Raw genomic sequence first — 21829 nt, 5'->3', positions numbered from 1 at the left:
CCGACGAGAATTACGGGGTAAATCGGGGCGCGGTCGATGCCGAATGCTTTCGCGTTCATGATGCTTGGAGTATGGCCGCTCGTCGTCATCGCGATGTTCCGCCGGATGCCGCTGGAGCGCGCGCTGATCTGGTCGGTTCTGGGCGGCTACCTGATCCTTCCGCCAGTCGTCGTCATCGACCTGCCTGCCCTGCCCGCCCTCGACAAGCACACGATCCCGTCGCTTGCGGCAGCCATGTGCCTGACCGTGATGGGGCGGCGGGTGCGGATTCTCCCGGCCACGATGCTCGGCAAGATCCTGGTTCTCATGATCCTGTTCAGCCCGATCGGGACGGTGCTGACCAATCGCGAGCCGGTGCTCTTCACGGCCGGCGGACTCCCGGGCCTGACGCCATGGGACATCGTTTCGAGCGGCGCCTATCAGTTCATGATGCTGCTTCCCTTCCTGCTCGCACGCGACGTCCTTGCCGGACCCGCCGCGCAAAGGGAGATCGTCCGGGCGCTACTGATCGGCGGGATGATCTACTCGATACCGATGCTCTACGAAGTTCGGATGAGCCCGCAGCTCAACCTCAAGATTTACGGGTTCTTCCAGCACGGCTTCGACCAGACCTTCAGGTTCGGCGGCTTCCGTCCCATCGTCTTCCTGCAGCACGGCCTGTGGGTTGCGTTCTTCACCGTGACCGCGCTGGCAGCGGCCCTTGCCGCCTTGCGGGCGGCCGATCCGCAGAACAGGATGCGCTACCTCCTCGCGACCATCTATCTCGCCATCGTGCTGATCTTCTGCCGCAGCCTCGGACCGCTTGTGCTGGCCGTCGCGATCGTGCCGCTGGTTTTCCTGGCGAGCCGGCGTACCCAGTTGCGCGTGGCCGCCCTCCTGGCCGTTCTCGTGATCGCCTACCCGGTTCTGCGGGGTGCCAATCTCGTGCCTGTGGAGGCGATGCTGGAACAGGCGGCGCGCGTCGACGAACAAAGGATGCAGTCGCTGCAGTTCCGTTTCGACAATGAGGAAGCGCTTCTGGAGCGCGCGAAGGAGAAGCCCTATTTCGGCTGGGGAGCCTGGAACCGCAACATGATCCACGACGACGCGACGGGCTTCCCCGTTTCCATTTCCGACGGTCTATGGATCATCGTCATCGGCATCGGCGGCTGGTTCGCGTTCATCGCCCAGTTCGGGCTGCTCGCATCGCCGCTGCTCATGCTGAGGCGCAAGGTGCGCTCCCTGCCGGACATCACGGAAACGCCCTATCTTGGTGCTCTTGCGTTGATGCTCGCCTTCAACATGATCGATCTCATACCAAACGCCACCCTGACGCCGCTGACCTGGCTGCTGACGGGCGCGCTGTTGGGCTATGCCGAGAAACTCGCGCGTGTGCCCGCGCGCCAGATCACGCGCCAGCCGCAGATGGCCTCGCGGCCGGCATAGCGCCGACGCGCCTTCAGGCAGAGCCGTGATCGATCAGGACCGCGCCGCCGCGAGGGAGGTGCGAATGACGCCCGCCAATTGTGCCGCGGTCACGCGATAGTCGAACTTTCTGCAGGCGGTCTGCCGCGCCGCACGAGCCAGACGCTCGCGTTCGAGCGGATCGGTGGCGAGTATCCGTGCGGCCCTCTCCAGCCCATCGACATCCTGTTGTGCGACGAGCAGTCCGTCCTTACCGTCCTCGATCATGTCGGCCGTGCCGCCGATGCGAGAACAGATCACCGGCAGCCCACACGCCATGGCCTCCATGACCGCTACCGGCGCCGCCTCGCCATAGCCGAAACTGCTCAGCACCAGAAAGTCGGATTCGCCGAGAAGTGCGAGGACCCGTTCTTCGGAGATCGCACCCAGAAGTGTCACGCGATCGCCGAGGTTCAAGCGGCGAACGACGTCCTCTATCGAGGCCCTGTACGATCCTTCGCCGGCAATCGTATAGCGCAGATCGATGCCGTCCGCGACAAGGCGCGCCATGGCTTCGAGGAAATACTCATGGCCCTTGGCCCGATTGAGGCGCGTCACACTGACGGCACGGATCGCTGCATCCGGCGCGGTGGTCTTCGCCTCCAGAGGCCGAAATCGATCGATGTCAACGCCCATCGTTATGACGGGCACGTCGCTGCGGCTGACCGTTGCCAGTTGGGTCGCGAGAGGTCTCGTGACGCAACTGGCGAACGCGGCGCGCTCAAGCTTGCGTGCATGGTCGGTCCCATAAACCGACAAGTCTCCGTGCAGGGTCGCACTGTAAGCCGAGCCGCCGAGGATTTTGGCAATTGCCGCGATGTGGAGTGCATTGGCAAAGGAATGGACGTGGACATGGGAGATGCCTTCGCTGCGACAGAACTCGACAAGGTCCGCAGCCGAGGGGATCAACGCCATCGTGCGAAGCCGCTCGCGCGGCGAAGCTTCGGCGAGACGGATCACGTAGCGAAGCGCTTCGAGGGTTCGCCGCGGCTGGGACAGCAATCGGCCGAGCGCGGCTCCCCATCTTGGTGGAAAGAGGTATCGCGTCTGACCGATTGCCGCAGCCGCAAAGGAATGCGGCGAGCCATGCTTGGGCCGCCGTGTCGAGATCAAGCGCACATCAAGGCCATCAGCGCGCAATCCCTGCACTTCGCGCCAAAAGAAGGCGTGCGTCTGGGAGGGAAATTCCGGCACGAAATAGCCGAGCCTGAGGTCGCGTCTCGCCTTTCCCGCCAATGTCGACCAGCGTGCTTGTACGAGATCGTCCATCGCCAACCCAATGATCGAACCCCGCTGAAAACCAGCGGGCAGGACGTTATTCCAGCCTGCCCCGCCACCGGAAGCAATATACAATAAGTGTTAGTTGCGGCGGCGAAGTTTTTGTGTCCGTCTTACTGGGTTTTCACGCGGGAAATTTGACCCAAGACCATGTCGTCGCGTCTCAAGCTGCTCGTCATTGCTGAAGCGGCCAACCCGGAATGGGTGAGCGTGCCGCTCGTGGGATGGTCCCTCTGCAAGGCGCTTCGCCAGGTTGCCGATGTCCACATCGTCACGCAGGTCAGGAACCGCGACGCTTTTCTGCGGGCAGGTCTTCTCGAAAACGTCGATTTCACGGCCATCGATTCCGAAGCCGTCGCCCGCCCGCTCTGGAAGATCGGCAGTCTGCTGCGGATGGGCGAGGGAAAGGGCTGGACGACGCTGCAGGCCTTCGCGGCACTCTCCTATCCCTATTTCGAGCACCTGGTCTGGCAATCTTTCGGCATGGACATCAAGGCCGGCAGATACGATGTCGTGCATCGGGTGACGCCATTGAGTCCGACGATTCCCAGCCCCCTCGCCCGGCGCTGCGCTCAAGCCGGTACGCCGTTCGTTCTGGGCCCGCTCAACGGCGGCGTGCCGTGGCCGAAGGGCTTCGACAGCGAGCGCCGACGCGAGCGCGAAGTGCTCTCCTACGTCCGCAGCCTCTACAAGCTGGCGCCCGGACGCAGCAGCACCCTTGCAAATTCCGCCGCCATTTTTGTCGGCTCCAGGCATACCGAAAGCGAGATACCGCTCCGGTTCCGGGAAAAATGCATCTACCTGCCGGAAAACGCCATCGACACGGACTGGGTGTCCTCGCCAAAGCCCCCCCTCTCGGTGCCGTTGCGAGGCTGTTTCATCGGAAGGATGGTGCCCTACAAGGGTCCCGATATCCTTCTCGAAGCTGCCATGCCGCTGCTCCTGGCCGGGCGCCTTCGCCTGGACATGATTGGCGACGGTCCGTTGCTGAGCGAGTTGAAAAACTTGGTCGCTCGCGAAGGGGCATCGAACGCGGTGACTTTTCACGGCTGGATGGCACACGCCGATGTGCGGACGGTTGCCTCGCAATGCACGCTGTTCGCATTCCCGTCGATCCGTGAATTCGGCGGCGGCGCGGTCATGGAAGCGATGGCGCTGGGGCTCGCGCCTCTGATCGTCGACTATGCCGGCCCCGGCGAAATCGTCACCGACGAAACCGGCATCAAGGTGCCCATCGGCACCCGAAGGGAAATCGTCGAGCGGTTTCGAACCGAACTCGAACGTCTGACGGAAAATCCAGATCTGGCTTCGACCATCGGGCTGAACGCTCGGGATCGGGTCCGAAGCCATTTCACCTGGGACCGAAAGGCCCGCCAGATCCTGCAAGTCTACGACTGGGTGCTCGGACGATCCACCAAACCGGACGATCTGTTGCCAGCCATGCAGCACGCGACGGACTGAGCGGCGGGCACCGCCTATTCGGCGGCGATCGACTGGTGAATCTGTGACCGGTCTTTCGAAAGTTCCGCACGCATGCGATCGGCGAGCACGCGCACGCACGGTTCGAGAACCATCGAATCGTGGTCGCCCGGCACCTCGGTCACCGCCAGATCCGGCACAAGGGGGCTCCAGCCATTGTCGTCTCGGATGAGGTTGCGACCGGACTGCAACCGGCGTCCCCCGCTCAACGTGTAGTAGACTGAGGGACGCGGCCGATAGAGAGCCACTGCACCATCATAGGGACCGGGCTCATATCTCTGGAGCGCACGGTAGAAGGCTGCCTCGATGGAGCCGTTGTGGAAGTCTTCCGACGATGACGCGTGGTCGGCCTGCCCGGCCAATTGCCTTTGCTTGGCGGCCCAGTCGATCTTGTTACCGACCCACTGCCGCACGAAGCCCAGCCCATGCCGCCGGATGTCCTGAATCTTCATCGACGCGCGATCGCGCCGCGACAAGGCGGGCTGCGTCGGGAGGGGGGTGTCGAGCATGATGAGGCGCGCGACCTCCTCGCCCTCGGCGACGAGTTGCCGCGCCATCTCGTAGGCCGTTATGCCGCCGCCGGAAAAGCCGGCCAGGAGATAGGGCCCAGAGGGTTGCACGGTCCGCATTTCCGCGATGTAGTCGCGGGCCATCTCCTCGAACGTCTCGTGCGGCTCCGCGCCGCCGAAGAGGCCTCGCGCCTGCAACGCATAGACGGGCCGGTCGCGTCCGACATGCAGCGCGAGCTGGCGCAGGTTGAGGACATTGCCGAACATGCCGGCGCAGATGAAGAGCGGCGTCGCCGATCGCTGCTTCGCGTCCACCCGCAGCGCAACGAGATGCGTCGCGCTGGTTGCAGGTGCGGCGGCCACGGGCTGCGCCTCTCCTGCCTCCGCAATGCCATGCGTTGCCAGAAGCCCGGCACATGCCGCGATCGTCGGCGCCTCGAACAGGACCGACATCGGCAGGTCGACGCCGAAGCGGTTGCGGATCATGCGGAACAGGCGCACCGCGATCAGCGAATGGCCGCCGATGTCGAAGAAGCTGTCATGGATGCCGACGCGCTCGACGCCCAGCAATTCGCGCCAGAACGCTACGAGCGTCGCTTCGATGTCGTTGCGCGGCGCGACATAGGCTTCGTCGAGTTCGGGGCGATCGAAGAGATTGGCATCGGCTTTCTGCGGCACTGCCGGCTTCGCCGCCCGCTCGCGCAGCACATCGAGATCGATCGAACTGACGATCGGCTGGACGACTTTGGCAGCGAGCGCGCGCACGAGCGCATCGAACCCCTCGGCCGGCGTGATGCCGGCGCGAACCTGTGCCGCGAGCGGCGTCGCGGCAGCAGGGGCGGCGTGTGCGCGCGGCGCCTGCTCGATCTTTTCGGCATGGTCGGCAAAGCCGAGATCGGTGTCAAGCTTCTTGACCACGAAATCATCGACCTCCAGCACCGCCAGGCCATCCGCATCGACGATGGTGATGTCGAAGGCGGCGTAGCCTGCGCCGAGATCGGCGCTGTCGGCAAGGCGCACGATGCTGGTGAATCTGCCCGGCAGGGGGCGGTGGAGGGTCAGCGCGCCGTAGCTCGCCGGCGCCCAGAGCGTCTCGTCCGGATCGTAATCTGGAACGAGTTCCATCGCACATCCCGTCGCGATGTCGAGGAGAGCGGGATGTGCGACGCTGCCGGCCTCGAGATCATCTCGAAAACGCGGCGCGAGTTCAATCTGCGCGACCGCCGCATCCGGCCCGAGCGCGAGACGGCGCAGGACGCCCCAGCGCAGCCCGAAGCTGACATGCCCCTCCTGGATTGCCCGAAGCGACGAGCCCTCGGGGGCAGCGCGCCTGTCCGTGCATCGCCGCTCGAGTTCCACGATCGATATCGGTCGGCGCGATCCCCGCGGATGCGGATCGTAATGCGCTTCGGCGTGCTTGCCGGACGCCAGGACGCTGACCTGAAAACCGTCGCCGGCCGACCTGAACCCAACCCTCAGCGTGCGCGTCTCGCCGTCCGGCACGATCAGGGGTCGCAGGAAGACCAGATCGGTCAGATGGCCGGTGGCCGGAAGCCCGTAGGCGACCGCGGCACGCAGGACGATGTCGACATAGGCGGTTCCGGGCAGGATCGGCTGGCCGGACGTCAGCCGATGCTCGTCCAGCATCCAGTGCGAAGCCGGTGCGATGGACGTTTCAAGCCAGGCGATGCCCGCCTCGTCCTCCACCCAGCGCTCGAAGAACGGATCGTCGGGACGCTGCGCTAGCATCGTTTCGCCGACGCGCTGGGGCGAGCCGGCGACGGCGCGCGCGGCCATGCCGACTTCGTTCCAGACGCCCCAATGCAAAGCGACGGTGCGCCGGTTGCCGTCACCCGCGCGCGATTCGGCATAGGCGTTGAGATAGGCGTTGGCGGCGATGTAGTCGACCTGACCGGCCGGCGCCGTATCGGTGCTCGTCGATGAGAAGAGGACGACGAGATCGACGGGCTCGCGCGCCAGAACTTCGTCGAGGACGGCCGTGCCATAAAGTTTCGGCGCGAGCACGCCGTCGATGCTCTCGCTGGTCTTCGCCTGCATCAGCGCGTCGTCCACGACGCCTGCCGCATGAAAGACGCCGTCAATGCGACCGAACCTTTCCCTGGCGTTCCTGATGACCGCGGCCATCGCCTCCGGGTCGGCGACATCCGCCTTGAAATAGGCAACCTGCGCGCCCCGTGCCTCGAGGTCTTCGATGGCATCGATCGCGCGCCGGATGCGGTTGTCGCGCGGAAGGACACGCTTCCAGAGCGGCCACTCGGCGCGGGCGGGCAGTTCCGTGCGGCCGACGAGCGCGAGGCGCGCGTGGAGTTCGTCCGCCAGCGAACGGGCAAGGGCAAGCGACAGGTCGGCGAGGCCGCCGGTGAAGAGATAGACGCCGTCTTGCCACAGGCCCGCCGCGCTCGTCAGAGCCGGCTTCAGCGGCAGCCGCGTCGTGCATTGCGTCCAGCGCCTGTCGCCGCGCCACGCCACCGCTTCGCTCGAAGGTTGGGCGAAGATTTCGTCCCAGAGTTGATCATCGACGAGGGAGGCGACGGGCGCACGGCGACGCCATGTCCGGCCTTGCTCGGCCGCTTCGGCGACGGCGAAGTCCACGACGCGAACAAACGAGCCCTCCAGTTCGCGCGGGATCACGAGGGCGGGGCCGAGAATGGTCGCCTTTTCGGGGAATGGAACCGGCTCGTCAGCGACACGCTGGAGCCCGTTTGTCGCGACGGTCAGATGCAGATCGTGCCCTTCATCGGCATCGGTCATCGCCTGCGCGAGGTGCAGGAGGCTGTAGAAGCCGCATTCCTGATTGCGCTGGAAGAAGCTCGACCCCGGCCGGAACGATCGGCTTTGCGTCAGCAGCCAGAGATGGACGATGCGGCGCGGAAAGTCGCCGCGCTCGCCAAGGGCGCTGACGAGCGCGTCATATCCGGCCCGCCCGTCTTCCGGGCACAGCACGAATTCGTCCCTGCCGCGAACCGCAAACGCATCGCCGAGCGCGACCGTTGCCACCGTGTGGCCGAGCCCCCGCAGCCTGGCTGCCAGCTTCTCGCCATGCCCGGCTTCGTCGAGGAAGACCAGCCATGAGGACGCGTCCTTCGCGGCATCTGGCGAGCAGTCGGGGACGGAGCGCTTCCAGTCGCGCCGGTAGCCCCAATCCTCGATGTTCGCGATCTTCTCGAGCGGGAGATCTCGCCGCGTGCTGTCGGCGGCTTCGCGCGCGGGCTCGATGAAATAGCGGCGGCGCTGGAACGGATAGGTCGGCAGGCTCACCCGGCGCGCGCTGGGTCGCGTCACCAGATCGGACAGGTCCGGGTTCAGCCCGACGGCCCAGCTTCTTCCCAAAGCCGCGAGGAAATGGAGATGGTCGTCGCATGTGTCATCGGGATGCGGCAGCGAATTGATGACGCGGTTGGCGTCGATCGTTCCCTGCCCCTTCGCTAGCGACGACATCGTCCGCCCCGGGCCGACCTCGACATAGATGCGCCGGTCATCGGCGGCGAGCGTAGACAGCCCTTTGGCGAATTCGACCGTCGATCGCAGATGGGTGGTCCAGTAGGCAGGGTCGGTCGCGTCCGCGGCGCAAAGCGTCCGTCCGTCGCGGTTCGAAATGATCGGGATGGTCGGCGCACGAAGCGAAATTCCACGGAGATACGCCTCGAACGGCGCAAGGATGCCGTCGAGCATCCGCGAATGCGCCGCGATGTCGATCGGCACGCGCGTCGCATCGATGTTCTGCGCGGCAAGCAGGTCGCCGAAGCGCTGCAAATCGGCATTGCGACCGGACACGACGCATAGCTGCGGCGCGTTGACCGAGGCGAGATCGAGTTCCGGCAAGATGAGATTGCGCACGGTCTCGGCATCGGCCGACACCGACAGCATGCCGCCTGGCTCGATCGTGTCGAACAGCCGGCCGCGCAGATGCACGAGCCCGACAGCGTCCCGGTAGCTGAGCACGCCGGCGATGCAGGCGGCGGCATTCTCGCCCATCGAATGCCCGATCAGGGCCGCTGGCCGGATGCCGCGCTGCATCCAAAGCCGCGCAAGCGCCACCTCGACGATCAGGATCGCCGGCAACTGGCGCGAGGGAAGCAGGAAACGCTGCCGGGCGTCATCGTGCGACAGCGACCCGCCGAGCCAGATCTCGCGAATTTCGGCTTCCGCCTCTGCGGGCAGGTAGCCAAGCCCCTCATCCACATGCGCCCGGAAATCCGTATCGCGCTCGTAAAGATCGCGCGCCATGCCCGGATGTTGCGCCCCTCCCCCCGGAAACAGAAACACGACCTCACCCGCACCATCGACGCGCCTGTGGGTGAAGGTGTAGCTGGCGTCGGACTGCGTCAGGGACTGCACGGCGTCATCGCGGTCGCGCACGGCGACGACGCGGCGATGCTCGAACTGCCGGCGGCCGGCATGAAGCGTGTGAACGGCATCGCGAAGCGCCAGTCCCGGCTGCGAGGTGAGAGCTGCGCCGATCCGCGCGGCCATGTCGTCCAGCGCCTTCGGCTGCTTTGCCGACAGCGTGATCAGCATGGCCTTTTCGTCCACTCGCTCGCCTTGCGGGTCGATCGGCCGATGCGGCGCTTCCTCGAGGATCATGTGCGCGTTGGTGCCCCCGACGCCCAGCGAATTGACCGCCGCGCGCCGCGGCCGGCCGGCCATCGGCCAGGGTCGCAGGCTGGAATTGACGAAGAACGGGCTGGCGTCGAAGGCGATGGCGGGATTGGGCGCCTCGAAGCCGAGCGAGGGCGGGATTTCGCCGTGCTTGAGCGAAAGCGCGACCTTGATCAGGCTGACGACGCCGGCCGCCGTGTCGAGATGGCCGATATTGGACTTGACCGAGCCGACCGCACAAAAACCCCGCCGATCGGTGTTCTGGCGAAAGGCCTGCGTCAGCGCCTCGATCTCGATCGGATCGCCGAGCGCGGTGCCGGTGCCGTGGCACTCGACATAGTCGATCGTCTCGGCTTCGATGCCGGCAAGCCCCTGCGCCTCGATGATGGCCTCGGCCTGGCCGTTGACGCTGGGCGCGAGATATCCGGCCTTGCCGGCGCCGTCATTGTTGACGGCCGAGCCCTTGATGACGGCGTGGATGCGGTCGCCATCGGCAATGGCGTCGGCAAGGCGGCGCAGGACGACCACGCCTGCCCCGCTGCCGAAGACCGTGCCGGCAGCGCGATGGTCGAACGGCCGGCAATGCCCGTCCGGCGACAGGATTTCGCCTTCCTGGAAAAGATAGCCGCGGCGATGCGGGAACTCGATGGTGACGCCGCCGGCAAGCGCCATGTCGCATTCGCCCGAAATCAGGCTCTGGCAGGCATAATGCGCAGCGACCAGCGAGGTCGAACAGGCGGTCTGAACGTTGACGCTCGGCCCGCGCAGGTCGAAGGAAAAGGAGGTGCGCGTCGCCAGGAAGTCCTTGTCGTTGCCGTTGTGGCGCAGCAGGAACATGCCGACCTGCTCGACGAGTTGCCGGTTGCTGCAGACGTTGAAATAGAAATAGCTGCCCATGCCACAACCGGCAAAGACACCGACGGGCCCCCGGATCGTGTCCGGCGTGTGCCCCGCATCCTCCATCGCCTCCCACGCGCACTCCAGAAACAGGCGATGCTGGGGGTCCATGATCGCCGCTTCCTTCGGACTGAGGCCGAAGAAATCCGCGTCGAACATCTCCATGTCGGCCACGTCCGCGGTCCGGCGCACATAATGCGGATCGTCGACCGGCGCGCCATCGGCGGCGGCGGAGGCGACTTCCTCGGCCGTCAGGTCGCGGACGGATTCGACGCCGTTGCGGATGTTCGACCAGAAGCTCTCGACATCGCCTGCCCCCGGCGCGCGCAGCGACATCCCCACGACGGCAATGTCGTTTGGCGAGATCGCGGCTGGCGGCGAATAGACGTTCATCTGGGCATCCCAACTGGGTCTGCAGGACGCGCCCGGGCGACGACCCGCACTCTCGAAGCAAATTTACCGGTCGTCACAGTTCTTCTTCAATAAATCATTCGGTTATGCTTGGCATGCCGCCGATGCGCAGGCCGACTGCTCAACGGACGCGCCGCTGCGCACCGGCCATGTGTCGCGCCACGCCTTGTGCTGTCGGCCGCATTGGCGGCGAGGCCGGTGAGGGAAACCGATCCCTGACGACAACGCCCGTCTGCACGACCCCACCCATGAGATCGACCAGTTGCGCGGCGCATCGGTCGATGTCGTGCCGTTCGAGCGCGCGCGCGCGCCCAGCCCGGCCCATCTCTGCCAGCCGCTTGGGACGGGTCGTCGCGAACTGTTCGATCGCATCGGTCAGCGAGACCACGTCGCCCGGCGTGACGAGCCAACCGTGTGCACCATCGCGAACGAGTTCGGGAATGCCTGCGATCCGCGTCGCGATCACCGGCCGCGCCGCGGCCATCGCCTCCATCAGAACGACCGGAAGCCCTTCGGCGAAACTGGGAAGGACGAGCGCGTCGGCAGCGTCCAGTGCCACTCGCACCGCCTTCTCGTCCAGCCATCCGGCAAGCGTGACATTGGCCTGGAGCCCGGAGCGGCGAACGGCCGCCTCGATCTCGCCGCGCATCACACCGTCGCCGACGATCGTCAGATGAAGATCGGGATGGGTTCTCGCTGCGCGCGCCATGGCCTCGATGAGGAGCAACTGGCCCTTCTGCTCGACCAGTCGACCGACCGTGACCAGACGCCGTGCGCCGGCGGGCGGGGCGGGCTTTCGGAACATGGACGGATCGATGCCGCAATGGACGATCGCGATCTTGTTCCAGTCGCCGGAACGGCTCCACCGATAGAGCTGGCTTCGACCGAAGGAACTGATGGCGACGACGAAAGCCGCCCGTTCGATCTTGTCGCCGAGCGAGAGCGCGTTCGGCATGTCGAATTCTTCAGGGCCGTGAACGGTGAAACTGTAGCCGGGACCGCCAAGCGCATTGGCGAGCATGGCGATCGCCGCCGAGTTCGTGCCGAAATGCGCGTGGACATGCTGGATGCGCAGGTCCCGGCAGCGCCAGGCGAGATGGCAGGCTTCGACGAGATAGGCCAGATGGCGCCCGTAACCGGCCCGCGATCCGCGTGCCAGGCGAACGGTCAGCGCGAGCGCGGACAGCGTCCGGGCGGGCGCGCGGACAAGGGTGGCCAAGGCCGTCGCGGCAAGGCGCCACCAGGGCTGCGCGAGGATGTATTCGGTCTTCTCCCGCTCCTCGACATCGGCCGGGTCGACGAGCGAACCGTCCACCCGGAGCGCGAAGCGCTTGACGGCCACTCCTGCGCGCTCGACCGCCTGCAACTCGCGGCGGACGAAGGTGGAACTGCCAAGCGGATACGTGTTTACCAGATACGCAATTTTCACAATCTGACCCTATCGGGGGTCGCACCCCTGCCCTTTGACCGGCGACGACGGCAACTGCCCAATCAGATGTCCGTCCGGCCGCGCGCCCTTTGCGCAATCAAGAATTATGTTTCTGATGAAACATTGCAGTATACGTGCGGTGATTGCTTCTAGTAAATTCGATCTATATTATTGAAATCTCATGCAACATCGGCTTCAGGCCGACGCCCGACCGGCCATCGCGGCCGGCGGCGAAGGTGCGTCGCCCAGGGCATTGGGGCGACCGGGGAACACCTCGTTTCCATCTTCCTGATGCCCGATGAATTGCCGGCGGCATGAATGACCAGCGTCACTTCGGTGACGTGCAGTGCGAATTCGGCGGTCAGCCGCGGCGCGTGGTTGCCGGCTATTGCTTCTGCCAGATCGAGGGGACCGAGGCCGAAATTCATCGACGCCGCGCCGAACCTCGGCGGCTTGGGATGCGTCGGTGCGGGGAATCGAAGTCGCTGCGAAATGGGCGAGGTCACCAGCTTCCGGCGGAACGGAAAGCGGCGCCGAAACCGCACCGGTCCGGCATTGTCCCAGCAATCGTCGACTTCGAGCACGCCCTTGTCGCCGATGACGACGAGACCATGATTGTGAGGGGCGAGAATGGAACAGGTGAGCCGAGCGACCACGCCGGATTCGAAAAAGAGCGTCGCGACGGAGAAATCAGGCGCGGGCCGATCGACCGCCATCTGGTCCGGCGCCAGGCAGGCTGAGACCGCGACGAGGCTTTCGACACTGCCGAACATGGCGATGAGCCAGGTCAGATAGTAGCCGGCATGCTCGATCGTGCAGCCCACCTCGAACTCGTCCCGGGACGGCCAGGGAATGCCCGACCGGCTCGACCACCTGTCGTAGGGCGCCTGCGAGACGTAATCGTCGTCGAGTTCGGCATAGACGAGCCGGATGCGGCCCGGCACCGCAGCGCGCACCGCCGCCGCCATGAGCTGCGCGCTCTCTCCCAGGACGCTGCAGGGCGCGGACGCGATCAGGAGGCCCTTCTCCCTGGCGACGTCGCACAGATGTTGGGCCTCGACGAGTTCGAGCGCCAGCGGCTTTTCCGAATAGACATGGACACCGGCCTCAAGGCACCTGAGGCTGATCTCGTAATGCGCGGACGGGTTGGTGAGGTTGAGGACCAGCCCGCCTGCACCCACCGCGGCGATCAGGGCGTCGACGTCGTCGAGGGCCGCGACGTTCCAGTGCCGCGCGAAACGCGCCCTGCGATCGGGCTCGGCATCAGTCGCGCCGACGATCGCGACCGCCGGAAGAACCGCGAAAGACTGCATGTAGAGATCCGCGACGTAACCCGTTCCGACGATACCGATCTTGACCATCGCGATACCTTCGCGACCATGGTCGCGGAATGATGCCGGATCGCCGAGCGTATTCGAGTTCGCGGAAAATCCAGGCTATGAACGTGGCACCGGGGTATCGGACCGGGTTCGAACGTCGTCCCGATGCTCCGGGTGGCGGCTGAACTACATGAGCGTTGCATCATGTTGCAGCGCGCACGCGCATGCCATTAGCTAAATCAATCTAGGATCGCGGCATGTCAGCCGACCATATGGCCGCGAATGAACGAGCGGCAGACCCTTCCGACGAGGAAGCCGACATTGATCGCGACCACGAGGCCGAACCATGCGAACAACGCGGTCGCGGGATCGCGCCAGACATATCCGAGCGCAATGCAGAACAAGGCGATCATGACGCCGAAGGGAATGAGCGCGAACACGGTGAAGCGCGTCCCCAGAGCGACGCCTGCGAGAAAGACGATCAGCGCGGCAAGCACGATCGGGTCTCACCGCGTTGCATGGCCGGTTCGGACATGTTCATCGGAACAACTCCTGCGAATCGGATGCCGGGGCGCATGGTTGCGCATCTTCCCGACAATGTCGCGGAATCGTTTAGAGACTTTTAATCGTCTGCGCGACTCCGGTGTCGTGCAGATCGGGCTGGACGGCGGCGAGCGTGAACGAGCCGTAGCGATCCATGTCGTCGGTCACCTTCCTGACGATCCGCTGGCCGACGAAACTCACGCCCTCGCCGAACGCATAGACGAGACAGCGGTCGGCGACGATGTTCATCGCGCGGGGAACGCCGCCTGCATAGGCGTAAATCAGTTCGGTCGCCGGTCTCGTGAAAAGCCGCGTCCGGCCGCCCGCGACCGTCAGCCTGTGGGCGAAATAGCGCGCGGCATCGTCGCGCGACAGCGGCAGCAGGTGAAAATCCGACGCGATGCGCTGCGCGAACTGGCGCATTTCGGGCGCCCGCAACAGGTCGCGAAGCTCCGGTTGGCCGACGACGACCAGTTGAAGCAGCATTCGCTCGACATTCACGTTGGACAGCATCCGCAGTTCTTCGAGCCGCGCCGAGTCGAGATTCTGCGCCTCGTCGATGATGAGCACGCAACGCCTGTCATTCCTGCGCTGCTCGACGAGGAATTGCTGGAACTCCTGATAGAGCCGCGGATAGGACCGGTCCTCGAACGGCAACCCGAAAGCCATCATGATCCAGTCGATCAGCCGGCCAGCATTGCTTGACGTGTTGCTGATGAGCGCCATCGTGACGCCGTCGGGAATGTCGCCGATCAGCTTGCGCACGAGCGACGTCTTGCCCGACCCGATATCGCCGGTGATGACGGTGAAGCCGGCATTGTCGATCACGCCATATTCGAGCATCGAATAGGCCATCCGGTGGCGGCTGCCGAGATAGAGAAACTTCGGGTCCGGAAGGATCGAGAACGGTTTCTCCCGGAGACCGAAATGCGCTTCAAACATCGACCGCCATCCTGACCTTGTCACCGGAGCCGCCCATTCCCGGCCGTCTACCAACACCACCGGGCATGCAGCGAGAACCTACCCTGCCCCAAGCCGGGCGGGCTCGGCAAGCTGGCAGCCTCCTCGCATCTTTAGAGACCGTGACGGCGCGCCTTGTTGAGAACGATCTGATGCGGCGTGGCCGTCAGCGACCCGCGACACGCCTCCAGATCGGCGACAGTGGAAGAACCGACGCCCAGAACGAGGAGTGCGATGTCGGATCGCGCCGCGATGGCCTGGCTGTCGTCATTGGTCAGGAGCGGCGGCAGGTCGAGGACGACGATTGTTGGCCGGCAATCATGCCTGACTTCGTCGAGCCACGCCGAAACCAGCGCATGCCGGGCGGCGGTGGAACCCTCCCGGATAGCGATATGCGCGAAGCTGCCGACTTGGACGAGGACGTCATCGACCTCGACCTTGCCGACTTCGATCCCCGAAGCGTCCGATGAATGGACCGCAGGGGCACATAGGCCGAGCCGCTCGAATGCAGGCGACATGCCGTCGAGCGTGGCGAGAAGCACCCGCCACTGCCGTTTGCGCGCGATGCTGAAGGCAAGGTTCGCGGCGACCACGGACGTTCCGCAGCCATGCGTCGGCGAGGCGACCGAAATGATGCGCGTGGCATCGGGCGCGACCGGCGCCAGCAAGCCGTTGCGAAGAAGGTCGAAGGCTCGCGTCTGACGGTCTTTGGGATCGAAGGCGACGACCCGCTGGTTCTTGAGACGCCGCGACGAAAGCTTCACGGCAGGCAGGTCGTTGCCCCGGAACGGATCGACGAACATATCGTCCCTGTGAACGCGGTCGGGATGATGGCCCTCACGCGTCCGGATGTCGCCGAACGAGAGTGTGCGCGCCCTGTTGAGCGCCTCGACTACGCCTTCCATGACTGTCCTCCCGCGACAAGAGCCGGCGCCATCGGGGCCATTGCCTCGACCCCGATCCACGACCAGTCGAGCCCGTCCGGCGGCCAACCATACCGGGCCAGCAGAAGGCCCCCCGCAGCGAGAATCGCGACGATGGCAAGGGTTGCGATCACCTTGTTGCGGCGACGCTGGGCAGGCGTCTTCCATGTATCGATCATCACCATCGGCACATCGCCTGCGGCTCCGGCAACGTCGAACGCGCCCCGGACCTTCGGGTCGAACGTGTCGGCGGCATAAAGGCATCCCATGCCGAGCGCCAACGCGGCACCGATCACCGCGAGCATGTACTCCCGGCGTGACGAGCCGGAGGCATAGAGCGGCGCTTCCGGTGCTTCCAGGATCTGGATCTGCTCGTCCTGCTGGTCCGTCTCGAGGCGCTGGCCCAGACGGGCGACGTTGAGCCGGCCGGACATGTCATCGAGATTGCGCTGGGCGCTCGCACGCTCGCTTTCCAGCAAGGTGAACTCGGCCTCGACATTGGGCATTTCCGCGACGATCTGGCGGATTTCGCCCAGGCGCGCGGTCAGCTCGGCCTGGCGCTCTTCGAGCAGTGCCATCTGCTGCTCGGCGAACTGGATGCGCCTGGCGATGAGCTGGGCTTCGGGCGAAGCGACCGCGTCGGCATTGGCCGGCTCGTCGATGGCGGCGCCCGCGGCAATGTCGTTTTTCAGCGCCGCGACACGCGACTTCAGCGACCTGATCTCGTGATGCTCGGGGGACAGGACAGAGGAGCGCGCGACGAGCGTAGCCTGCAGCGTGCGCAATTCGCTGTGCTGCTCGCGCAGCGGCGTGTTCTCGCTCGACGCCGCGAGAGCAAGCTCGACCCGCAGGAGTTCGAGCGCCGATTGCGCTTCCGCGAGCGACTGGGTGACTTCGGCAAGTTCGCTTTGACCCTCGCGTATATCGCCAAGATGCAGGCTCAGTCGCGACGGCAGAGCGTTTTCGTGGTTACGAACGAAATCGGCCAGACGCGCATCGAACTCGCTGACCCGAGACTTCAGCGTAGCGACCTCGCGCTCCAGGAAGGCGGTGGCTTCGGTTGCCCGGGACATCCGCGCCCTGCGGTTCTCCTCGGTGATCATCGCGGCGATCTCGGCCGCCATATCGGCGGCGAGATCGGGAGCCGTGGCATTGACGCCGATGCCGAACACCGAGCTCGCCGCATATTGTTCGGACGCCTCCGACGCCCGCATGGTGATGACGATCTGGCTGCGGACCAGTTTCGCGAGCTGGGTTTTCGAAATCTCGCCGGCCAGCGCTGGAAACAGGTCGAACCTGTCCACCAGCTTCAGGAGGTTCTCGCGTGCCAGCACGCGCTGCTCGATGAACTGAAGCCGCTCGTTCGCAACGGTCGACTGGACGAGACTGGAGGGGATGGCCTGCGACCCGACGACGATCACCGCTTCGGAATAGTAGGTCTTCGGCATGTTGACGACGTAGGTCACGCCGATCGCGAGGACGACCAATGCCGGCATCAGCCAGATCAGCGGCCGGCGCAGTGCGAGGTCGAGATAGTAGTGTATGAGTCGAAAATCACTGCCCATGTTGATCCCCTGCCCGCGTTCCGGGAACGCGCGCCCTTCCTTCAATCCATCGAACCGGCAACCCGGCTCCCTGCCGCACCCTTGACCACTTCCACCAAATCGCCGGGCTGGATGATCGTCGAGCGCTCCGCCTCGATCTCCGTGGCGCCCTGATCCGTCGTCCTGATGATCCTGTAAGTCACCGGAGCCTCCTCGGCATTGCTTGCGCCTTCGGCCTCGTAGACCGCCAGTGCGCGGCGATTGTCGGCAAGGCGTGCGACTAGCGCTTCGAGTTGCCGCCGCGTGTCGTTGAGTTCGGTCACGATCTCGACCTGGCGCTCGCGCGTGCCGTCGGCCGCGCGGCCCTGTTCGGTGATAAGGCTGGCTTCGGCCGCAGCCAGTTGCGCATCCATCTCGGCCGCCGTCGCGTCGAGAAGCGCCAGATCGCCCTGTTGCTCCAGCAGTTGCGAGCGCTGCATATGGCCGCGATCGACGAGCGTGGTCGCCGAGGCGAGCCGCGTCTCCAGGAGTTCTTTGCGGCGCACGACGGTGGCCTGCTGCTGGCGGACGGCTTCGAGGTTGCGCTCGCTCGTCTGCCGGAGCTGGTCCGACGTCGTGGCGAAGGACGTACGTTCGAGGCGCCTGAGCTGAAGAAGGGCCTGCTCACGGCGCTGGATTTCGGCGATTTGGGCGGCGTCGAGCCCCGGCTCGAGATCGGCCGGAACCGCGATCTCGTCCGCACCGGCAAGCTCGGCCTCCAGCCGGGCGACCGCGAAATTCAGTTCGACGACCGACTTGCGGCCGGCTTCGATCTCGCTGCGCAGCAGGATGGCGCGATCGACGTCGCTGACCGCCAGCGCGGTCCGATAGGGACCGCCCGCAAGGGTGATCGCATGCAGAACCATCATTTCGGGGCGGTAGGGAAAGACGCCCGGCTGCGTCACCTCGCCCGCCACGAAGACGGAGGGCATATGCGAGGGATGCGGCTGCAGCATGATCGTCAGGTCGAGGTCCTCTGTGTAGAAGCGGCGCAGGCGGTCGGTCGCCTCCTGCTCCAGTTCGTCCAGCGTCATTCCCTCTGCCGCCAGGTGCCCGACCATCGGCAGCGACAACCGCCCGTCGGGGCCGATCGTGACGTCGCGGTTGAGCTGTTCGTCCTGCGCGACCCAGAATTCCAGCACGTCGCCCGGCCGCAATTCGTAGGCCTCCTGCGCATTGGAAGCGCCGGTCGCGATGCCGGTGACGAGAGCGCCGGCGGCGAATGCCGTCGCCCGCGCCGCGCGCCCTGTTTTGAGGAGGCCGATGGTTCTCAATGGATTTCTCCCAAAGCCATGATGGCGGTCGCATCGCCGGAAAAATGCAGTTCGGCGATCCCGACGAGGGTCGCGATGCCTCCTGCGCCCGACGCGATCAGCCGGTCGCCAACTCTTGTGAACGCGTAGTCGCCGGGCGTTCCTGGAAGGACGACGACGTCGTGTCCGCCGCCGCCGTGAACGCGGTCGCTCCCGCCGCCCGATACGATGACCTCGTCGCCATCGCCGCCGATCAGAATGTCGGACTTGGACGTGCCGACGAGTTCGACCGCACCGTCGGCGACGTCGAGGTGGACGCCCTGCGCAAAGGTGCCGGCCGGTCGCTGCGTCCACCATGCGGGGGTCTGCGCGTTGAAATCGGTCAACGCTCGCCATCGCGGATTGTCGTCGTCGAGATGCCGCAGGCCGCCCCAACTGCCCCATTTGGTCGGTGCGGCGACGTCGACGAAGGCATTGAAGAGGGTTCCGCCGGCCCGGCGCCATCCGGCGAGAAGGTCGGTATGGATGTCGCCCATTTCGGCCGTATAGTTGAAATGGGTGAGGAAAGCCGTAATGGCGTCGTCATCGACCTGTGCGCCATGGCCGACGACATGCGTGCCGCCCTCATACATGATGAGATCGAGACCGCGCGCCCGCGCGACGGCGGCATGATAGGGCAGCACGTCGTTCAGCAGCCTGTCGAGCGTGTCATCGGCGTTGCCGGTCATCGAACCGTCGCGCAACTCGATCGCGGCAAGGCGCGCAGCGAGATCGTACTTGTGCGCCTCGATATACGCGCCGCGCGCGCTGCCTGAAAGCTGCGCCGCACCGGCTTCGGCAGCGGCGAGGCTGCGCGCGAGCCAGTCGCGAACGGCCGGCGCCTTGGCATCGAAGACGAGGCCGCCGCCGACATAGCCCGTCACGGCATAGGCGTCGAACTGCTCGGCGGGCGGCCTGTTCGCGGCTGGGTCTTCGCCGACCCAGGATGGCGCGTCGAGGATCGCCGCTTCAAGGCCGAGCCATCCGGTCTGCGTCGCGATGATCTTCAGGAGCCGCTCGTCCGCCTCATCGCCGAAGGCGGCAGTCCAGATGCCGGCGATCTCGCTGGCGCGCATGGCGTAGAATTCGACCCAGGTCGATTCCCGGTTCCAGCGCGCGCGCCCCTGCGCCTCGGCCCAGCGGGCCTGCTCGAACTGGAAGTTCCACACTTCGTTCGAATATTCCAGATGCGCCTTCAGCGCCGGGTCGAGCGTGTCGCGAACCATCGCGGCGAAGCGCTCGACATAGTCGTCGTCGGCCATGTGCGGGACGTTGAACCAGGGATCGGCTGCAATCTCGTTGGCAAGCGCGACCATGATTTCGATCGGCACGCCGATGCGGGCATAGGTATATTCCGATGGCCTCGGACGATCCTTCCAGTGCTGCTGGCGCGAGCCGTTCGTCGCCATCCAGTCCATGAAGCGCAGGACGCGGAAATCCTCGATCCGGCGCAGCCAGTCGGGATTGAACACCGCACCGGTCTCGTACAGCCTGATCCTGTCCTCGCGCACGATGGCGATGTCGCGAATGTAGTCGCCGTTGCGAGCCGGGTCGGTCTCGTGAATGGTCACGATCACATGTTCGCTGCCCGGATCGGTCGCAAACCAGATCTCGCCCGCCGCGCGCCGTTCGACATCGGCTGCGCCCGTCACCTCGATCCGGCCGCCCCCGCGATAGGTCAGGCGGTATCGCCCGGCCATCGAAACCGCTTCGGAAGGCTGTGCCGTGAGGACCAGCGTCGCCACGGCATCGAGTTCATCGGGAACCGCGCGTAGCCAGCCATCATCGTCGAGATAGCCCCGGCTCTTCAGGTCATCATGTGTCCATCCGCCCCATGCGCCCGGCAAATGACCGGTCCAGGGCCGCGCCGTCTTCATCACGTCCACGAATGGCTGCTGGGTCGACCAGTCGACCACGCCCGACAGGCCGATCCCGACCGACGGATTTTCGATGCCGGTCGCCGCGCGCGCCGATGCCGGCGCGTGGATGACGGAACCGGGCTCGACGGCGACAAACGCCGCGCCGACGAGACTGTGGCCGATGAACAGGAGGCTGGCGAGGCTAAAGCTCATGCGCGCGCACCCCGGTCTTGGGATAGGAGGTGACGACGGCCCAGACGATTTCCTGCATCAGGCGCGCAGCCTCCGCGTCCGGTGCGTTCGCCACGCTGCCGTCGGCCCGCTGCAACTCGTGCGGCAGGCCGAGCGGATCGCGATGGTAGAGCACCGCGACATGGGTGAGCGCGACGAGATAGGTGCCCAGATCGCTCAGATGGATGCCGTCGGTGAACAGCGCGGAGCGGTCCGCGACATTGCCGACGCCGCCACGCGCCTCGACCTCGCGGACGAACCTGCCGAGCACCTGGCCGGCCGGAATGACATGGATCGCACGATCGCGCAGAGCGGGGACGAGTATTCGGCCTTCCCAATAGCGCGACAGGTCGCGGTCGATCCGTTGCAGCCATCCTTCCGGGTCGTCCAGCGGATGCCAGGTCTCGTAAAGATAGATGCGCGCCTGCGGATTGGCCTTCCAGCCCGCATCGGCCCAGCGCTTCAGATAAATGGAGCTGTCGAAATAGCGCACCGCGTCCTTTATCTCGACCATCTCGGTCAAGACGAACGCATCGTAGTCACCGCTGGAGACGGCCTCGCGGGCGGGGCGGAATCGGGGATGGCCATTCTCGAGCTCGAACCCCTTGATCGACGTGCCGGGCTCCCAATGCTCCTTCATGGTGGTGCCCCAGCCGAGCTGGCTTTCGTAGCGATGGTCCGCGCCAGCAAGCTGGGCGACCATGGCCGGCATGTCGCGCCCCACCAGGCTGTGCCCGAGATGGAAGACGCGCAGCGCACCGGCGGGTGCCTCGGTTCCGCGCGCGTAAAGCGCATCGATTTCGGCCGATCCGACGTTGCTTTCGTTGAATCCGAACGCTGCAAGGACGAGCAGTCCGGCCGCAGCGGGATTGAACAGCCTCGACATTCGTCACCCACCCCCTGAACTCATCGGACCCGGAACGCATTGCCCTTCCTCAGGAAGTTGAAGCAAATCATCGGAAGCATACATGTTCTAATTCGATCTAGACCGATTAGACTATTTGTATTTGCATTTGCGTAGTTTTGTTTTTTTACTATTGTTGACGAATAGAT

13 protein-coding genes are annotated in these 21829 nt (G+C 65.3%); 2 read left to right on the top strand and 11 right to left on the bottom strand.

The window, feature by feature from the left end:
- The first annotated feature begins 36 nt into the window (after positions 1–36).
- Entirely contained in the window at positions 37–1425 is a 1389-nt protein-coding gene (locus tag ACT6QU_RS13075) for a hypothetical protein (protein ID WP_444564976.1), read from the top strand.
- Positions 1426–1458: 33 nt separating this feature from the next.
- On the opposite strand, the gene ACT6QU_RS13070 is transcribed toward ACT6QU_RS13075, so the two are convergent.
- Positions 1459–2712: a glycosyltransferase gene (locus ACT6QU_RS13070; RefSeq protein ID WP_444565019.1), complete on the bottom strand. Its 1254-nt coding sequence runs from the start codon at positions 2710–2712 to the stop codon at positions 1459–1461.
- Positions 2713–2871: 159 nt separating this feature from the next.
- Between ACT6QU_RS13070 and ACT6QU_RS13065 the strand changes: the two genes are divergently transcribed.
- Entirely contained in the window at positions 2872–4182 is a 1311-nt protein-coding gene (locus ACT6QU_RS13065; RefSeq protein WP_444564975.1) for a glycosyltransferase family 4 protein, read from the top strand.
- Between the two features lie 14 nt (positions 4183–4196).
- Here the strand turns inward: ACT6QU_RS13065 and ACT6QU_RS13060 are convergent, their stop codons facing one another.
- The 10 genes from ACT6QU_RS13060 to ACT6QU_RS13015 all read right to left on the bottom strand — a co-directional run bounded on the left by ACT6QU_RS13060 (position 4197) and on the right by ACT6QU_RS13015 (position 21662).
- Positions 4197–10619: a type I polyketide synthase gene (locus tag ACT6QU_RS13060; protein WP_444564974.1), complete on the bottom strand. Its 6423-nt coding sequence runs from the start codon at positions 10617–10619 to the stop codon at positions 4197–4199.
- Positions 10620–10758: 139 nt separating this feature from the next.
- On the bottom strand, positions 10759–12066 hold the full coding sequence (locus ACT6QU_RS13055) for a glycosyltransferase family 4 protein (protein WP_444564973.1): 1308 nt from the start codon (positions 12064–12066) through the stop codon (positions 10759–10761).
- A 179-nt stretch (positions 12067–12245) separates the two neighbouring features.
- Positions 12246–13427, bottom strand: coding sequence for a Gfo/Idh/MocA family protein (locus ACT6QU_RS13050; RefSeq protein ID WP_444564972.1), 1182 nt, complete (start codon positions 13425–13427; stop codon positions 12246–12248).
- Between the two features lie 218 nt (positions 13428–13645).
- Entirely contained in the window at positions 13646–13882 is a 237-nt protein-coding gene (locus ACT6QU_RS13045) for a hypothetical protein (protein ID WP_444564971.1), read from the bottom strand.
- A gap of 115 nt (positions 13883–13997) precedes the next feature.
- Positions 13998–14870 (bottom strand): ExeA family protein, encoded by an 873-nt coding sequence (locus ACT6QU_RS13040; RefSeq protein WP_444564970.1) that lies wholly within the window; start codon positions 14868–14870, stop codon positions 13998–14000.
- Positions 14871–15001: 131 nt separating this feature from the next.
- A complete protein-coding gene (locus tag ACT6QU_RS13035; protein ID WP_444564969.1) occupies positions 15002–15793 on the bottom strand; it encodes a hypothetical protein in 792 nt (263 codons plus the stop codon).
- On the bottom strand, positions 15781–17376 hold the full coding sequence (locus ACT6QU_RS13030) for a GumC family protein (RefSeq protein ID WP_444564968.1): 1596 nt from the start codon (positions 17374–17376) through the stop codon (positions 15781–15783). Before ACT6QU_RS13030 ends, ACT6QU_RS13035 begins: the two co-directional genes overlap by 13 nt.
- Before the next feature lie 41 nt (positions 17377–17417).
- Complete coding sequence (locus ACT6QU_RS13025) at positions 17418–18668, bottom strand: polysaccharide biosynthesis/export family protein (RefSeq protein ID WP_444564967.1); 1251 nt, start codon at positions 18666–18668, stop codon at positions 17418–17420.
- On the bottom strand, positions 18665–20758 hold the full coding sequence (locus tag ACT6QU_RS13020; protein WP_444564966.1) for a hypothetical protein: 2094 nt from the start codon (positions 20756–20758) through the stop codon (positions 18665–18667). The genes ACT6QU_RS13025 and ACT6QU_RS13020 overlap by 4 nt, the downstream gene beginning before the upstream one ends.
- Complete coding sequence (locus tag ACT6QU_RS13015) at positions 20748–21662, bottom strand: hypothetical protein (protein ID WP_444564965.1); 915 nt, start codon at positions 21660–21662, stop codon at positions 20748–20750. The genes ACT6QU_RS13020 and ACT6QU_RS13015 overlap by 11 nt, the downstream gene beginning before the upstream one ends.
- Between the last annotated feature and the right edge of the window lie 167 nt (positions 21663–21829).

Origin of the sequence: Aliihoeflea sp. (genome assembly GCF_052435475.1) — a bacterium.
Taxonomy (GTDB): Bacteria; Pseudomonadota; Alphaproteobacteria; order Rhizobiales; family Rhizobiaceae; genus Aliihoeflea.
The sequence above is the reverse complement of the archived record's forward strand: the minus strand, read 5'-3'. Positions and strand labels throughout refer to the sequence as shown.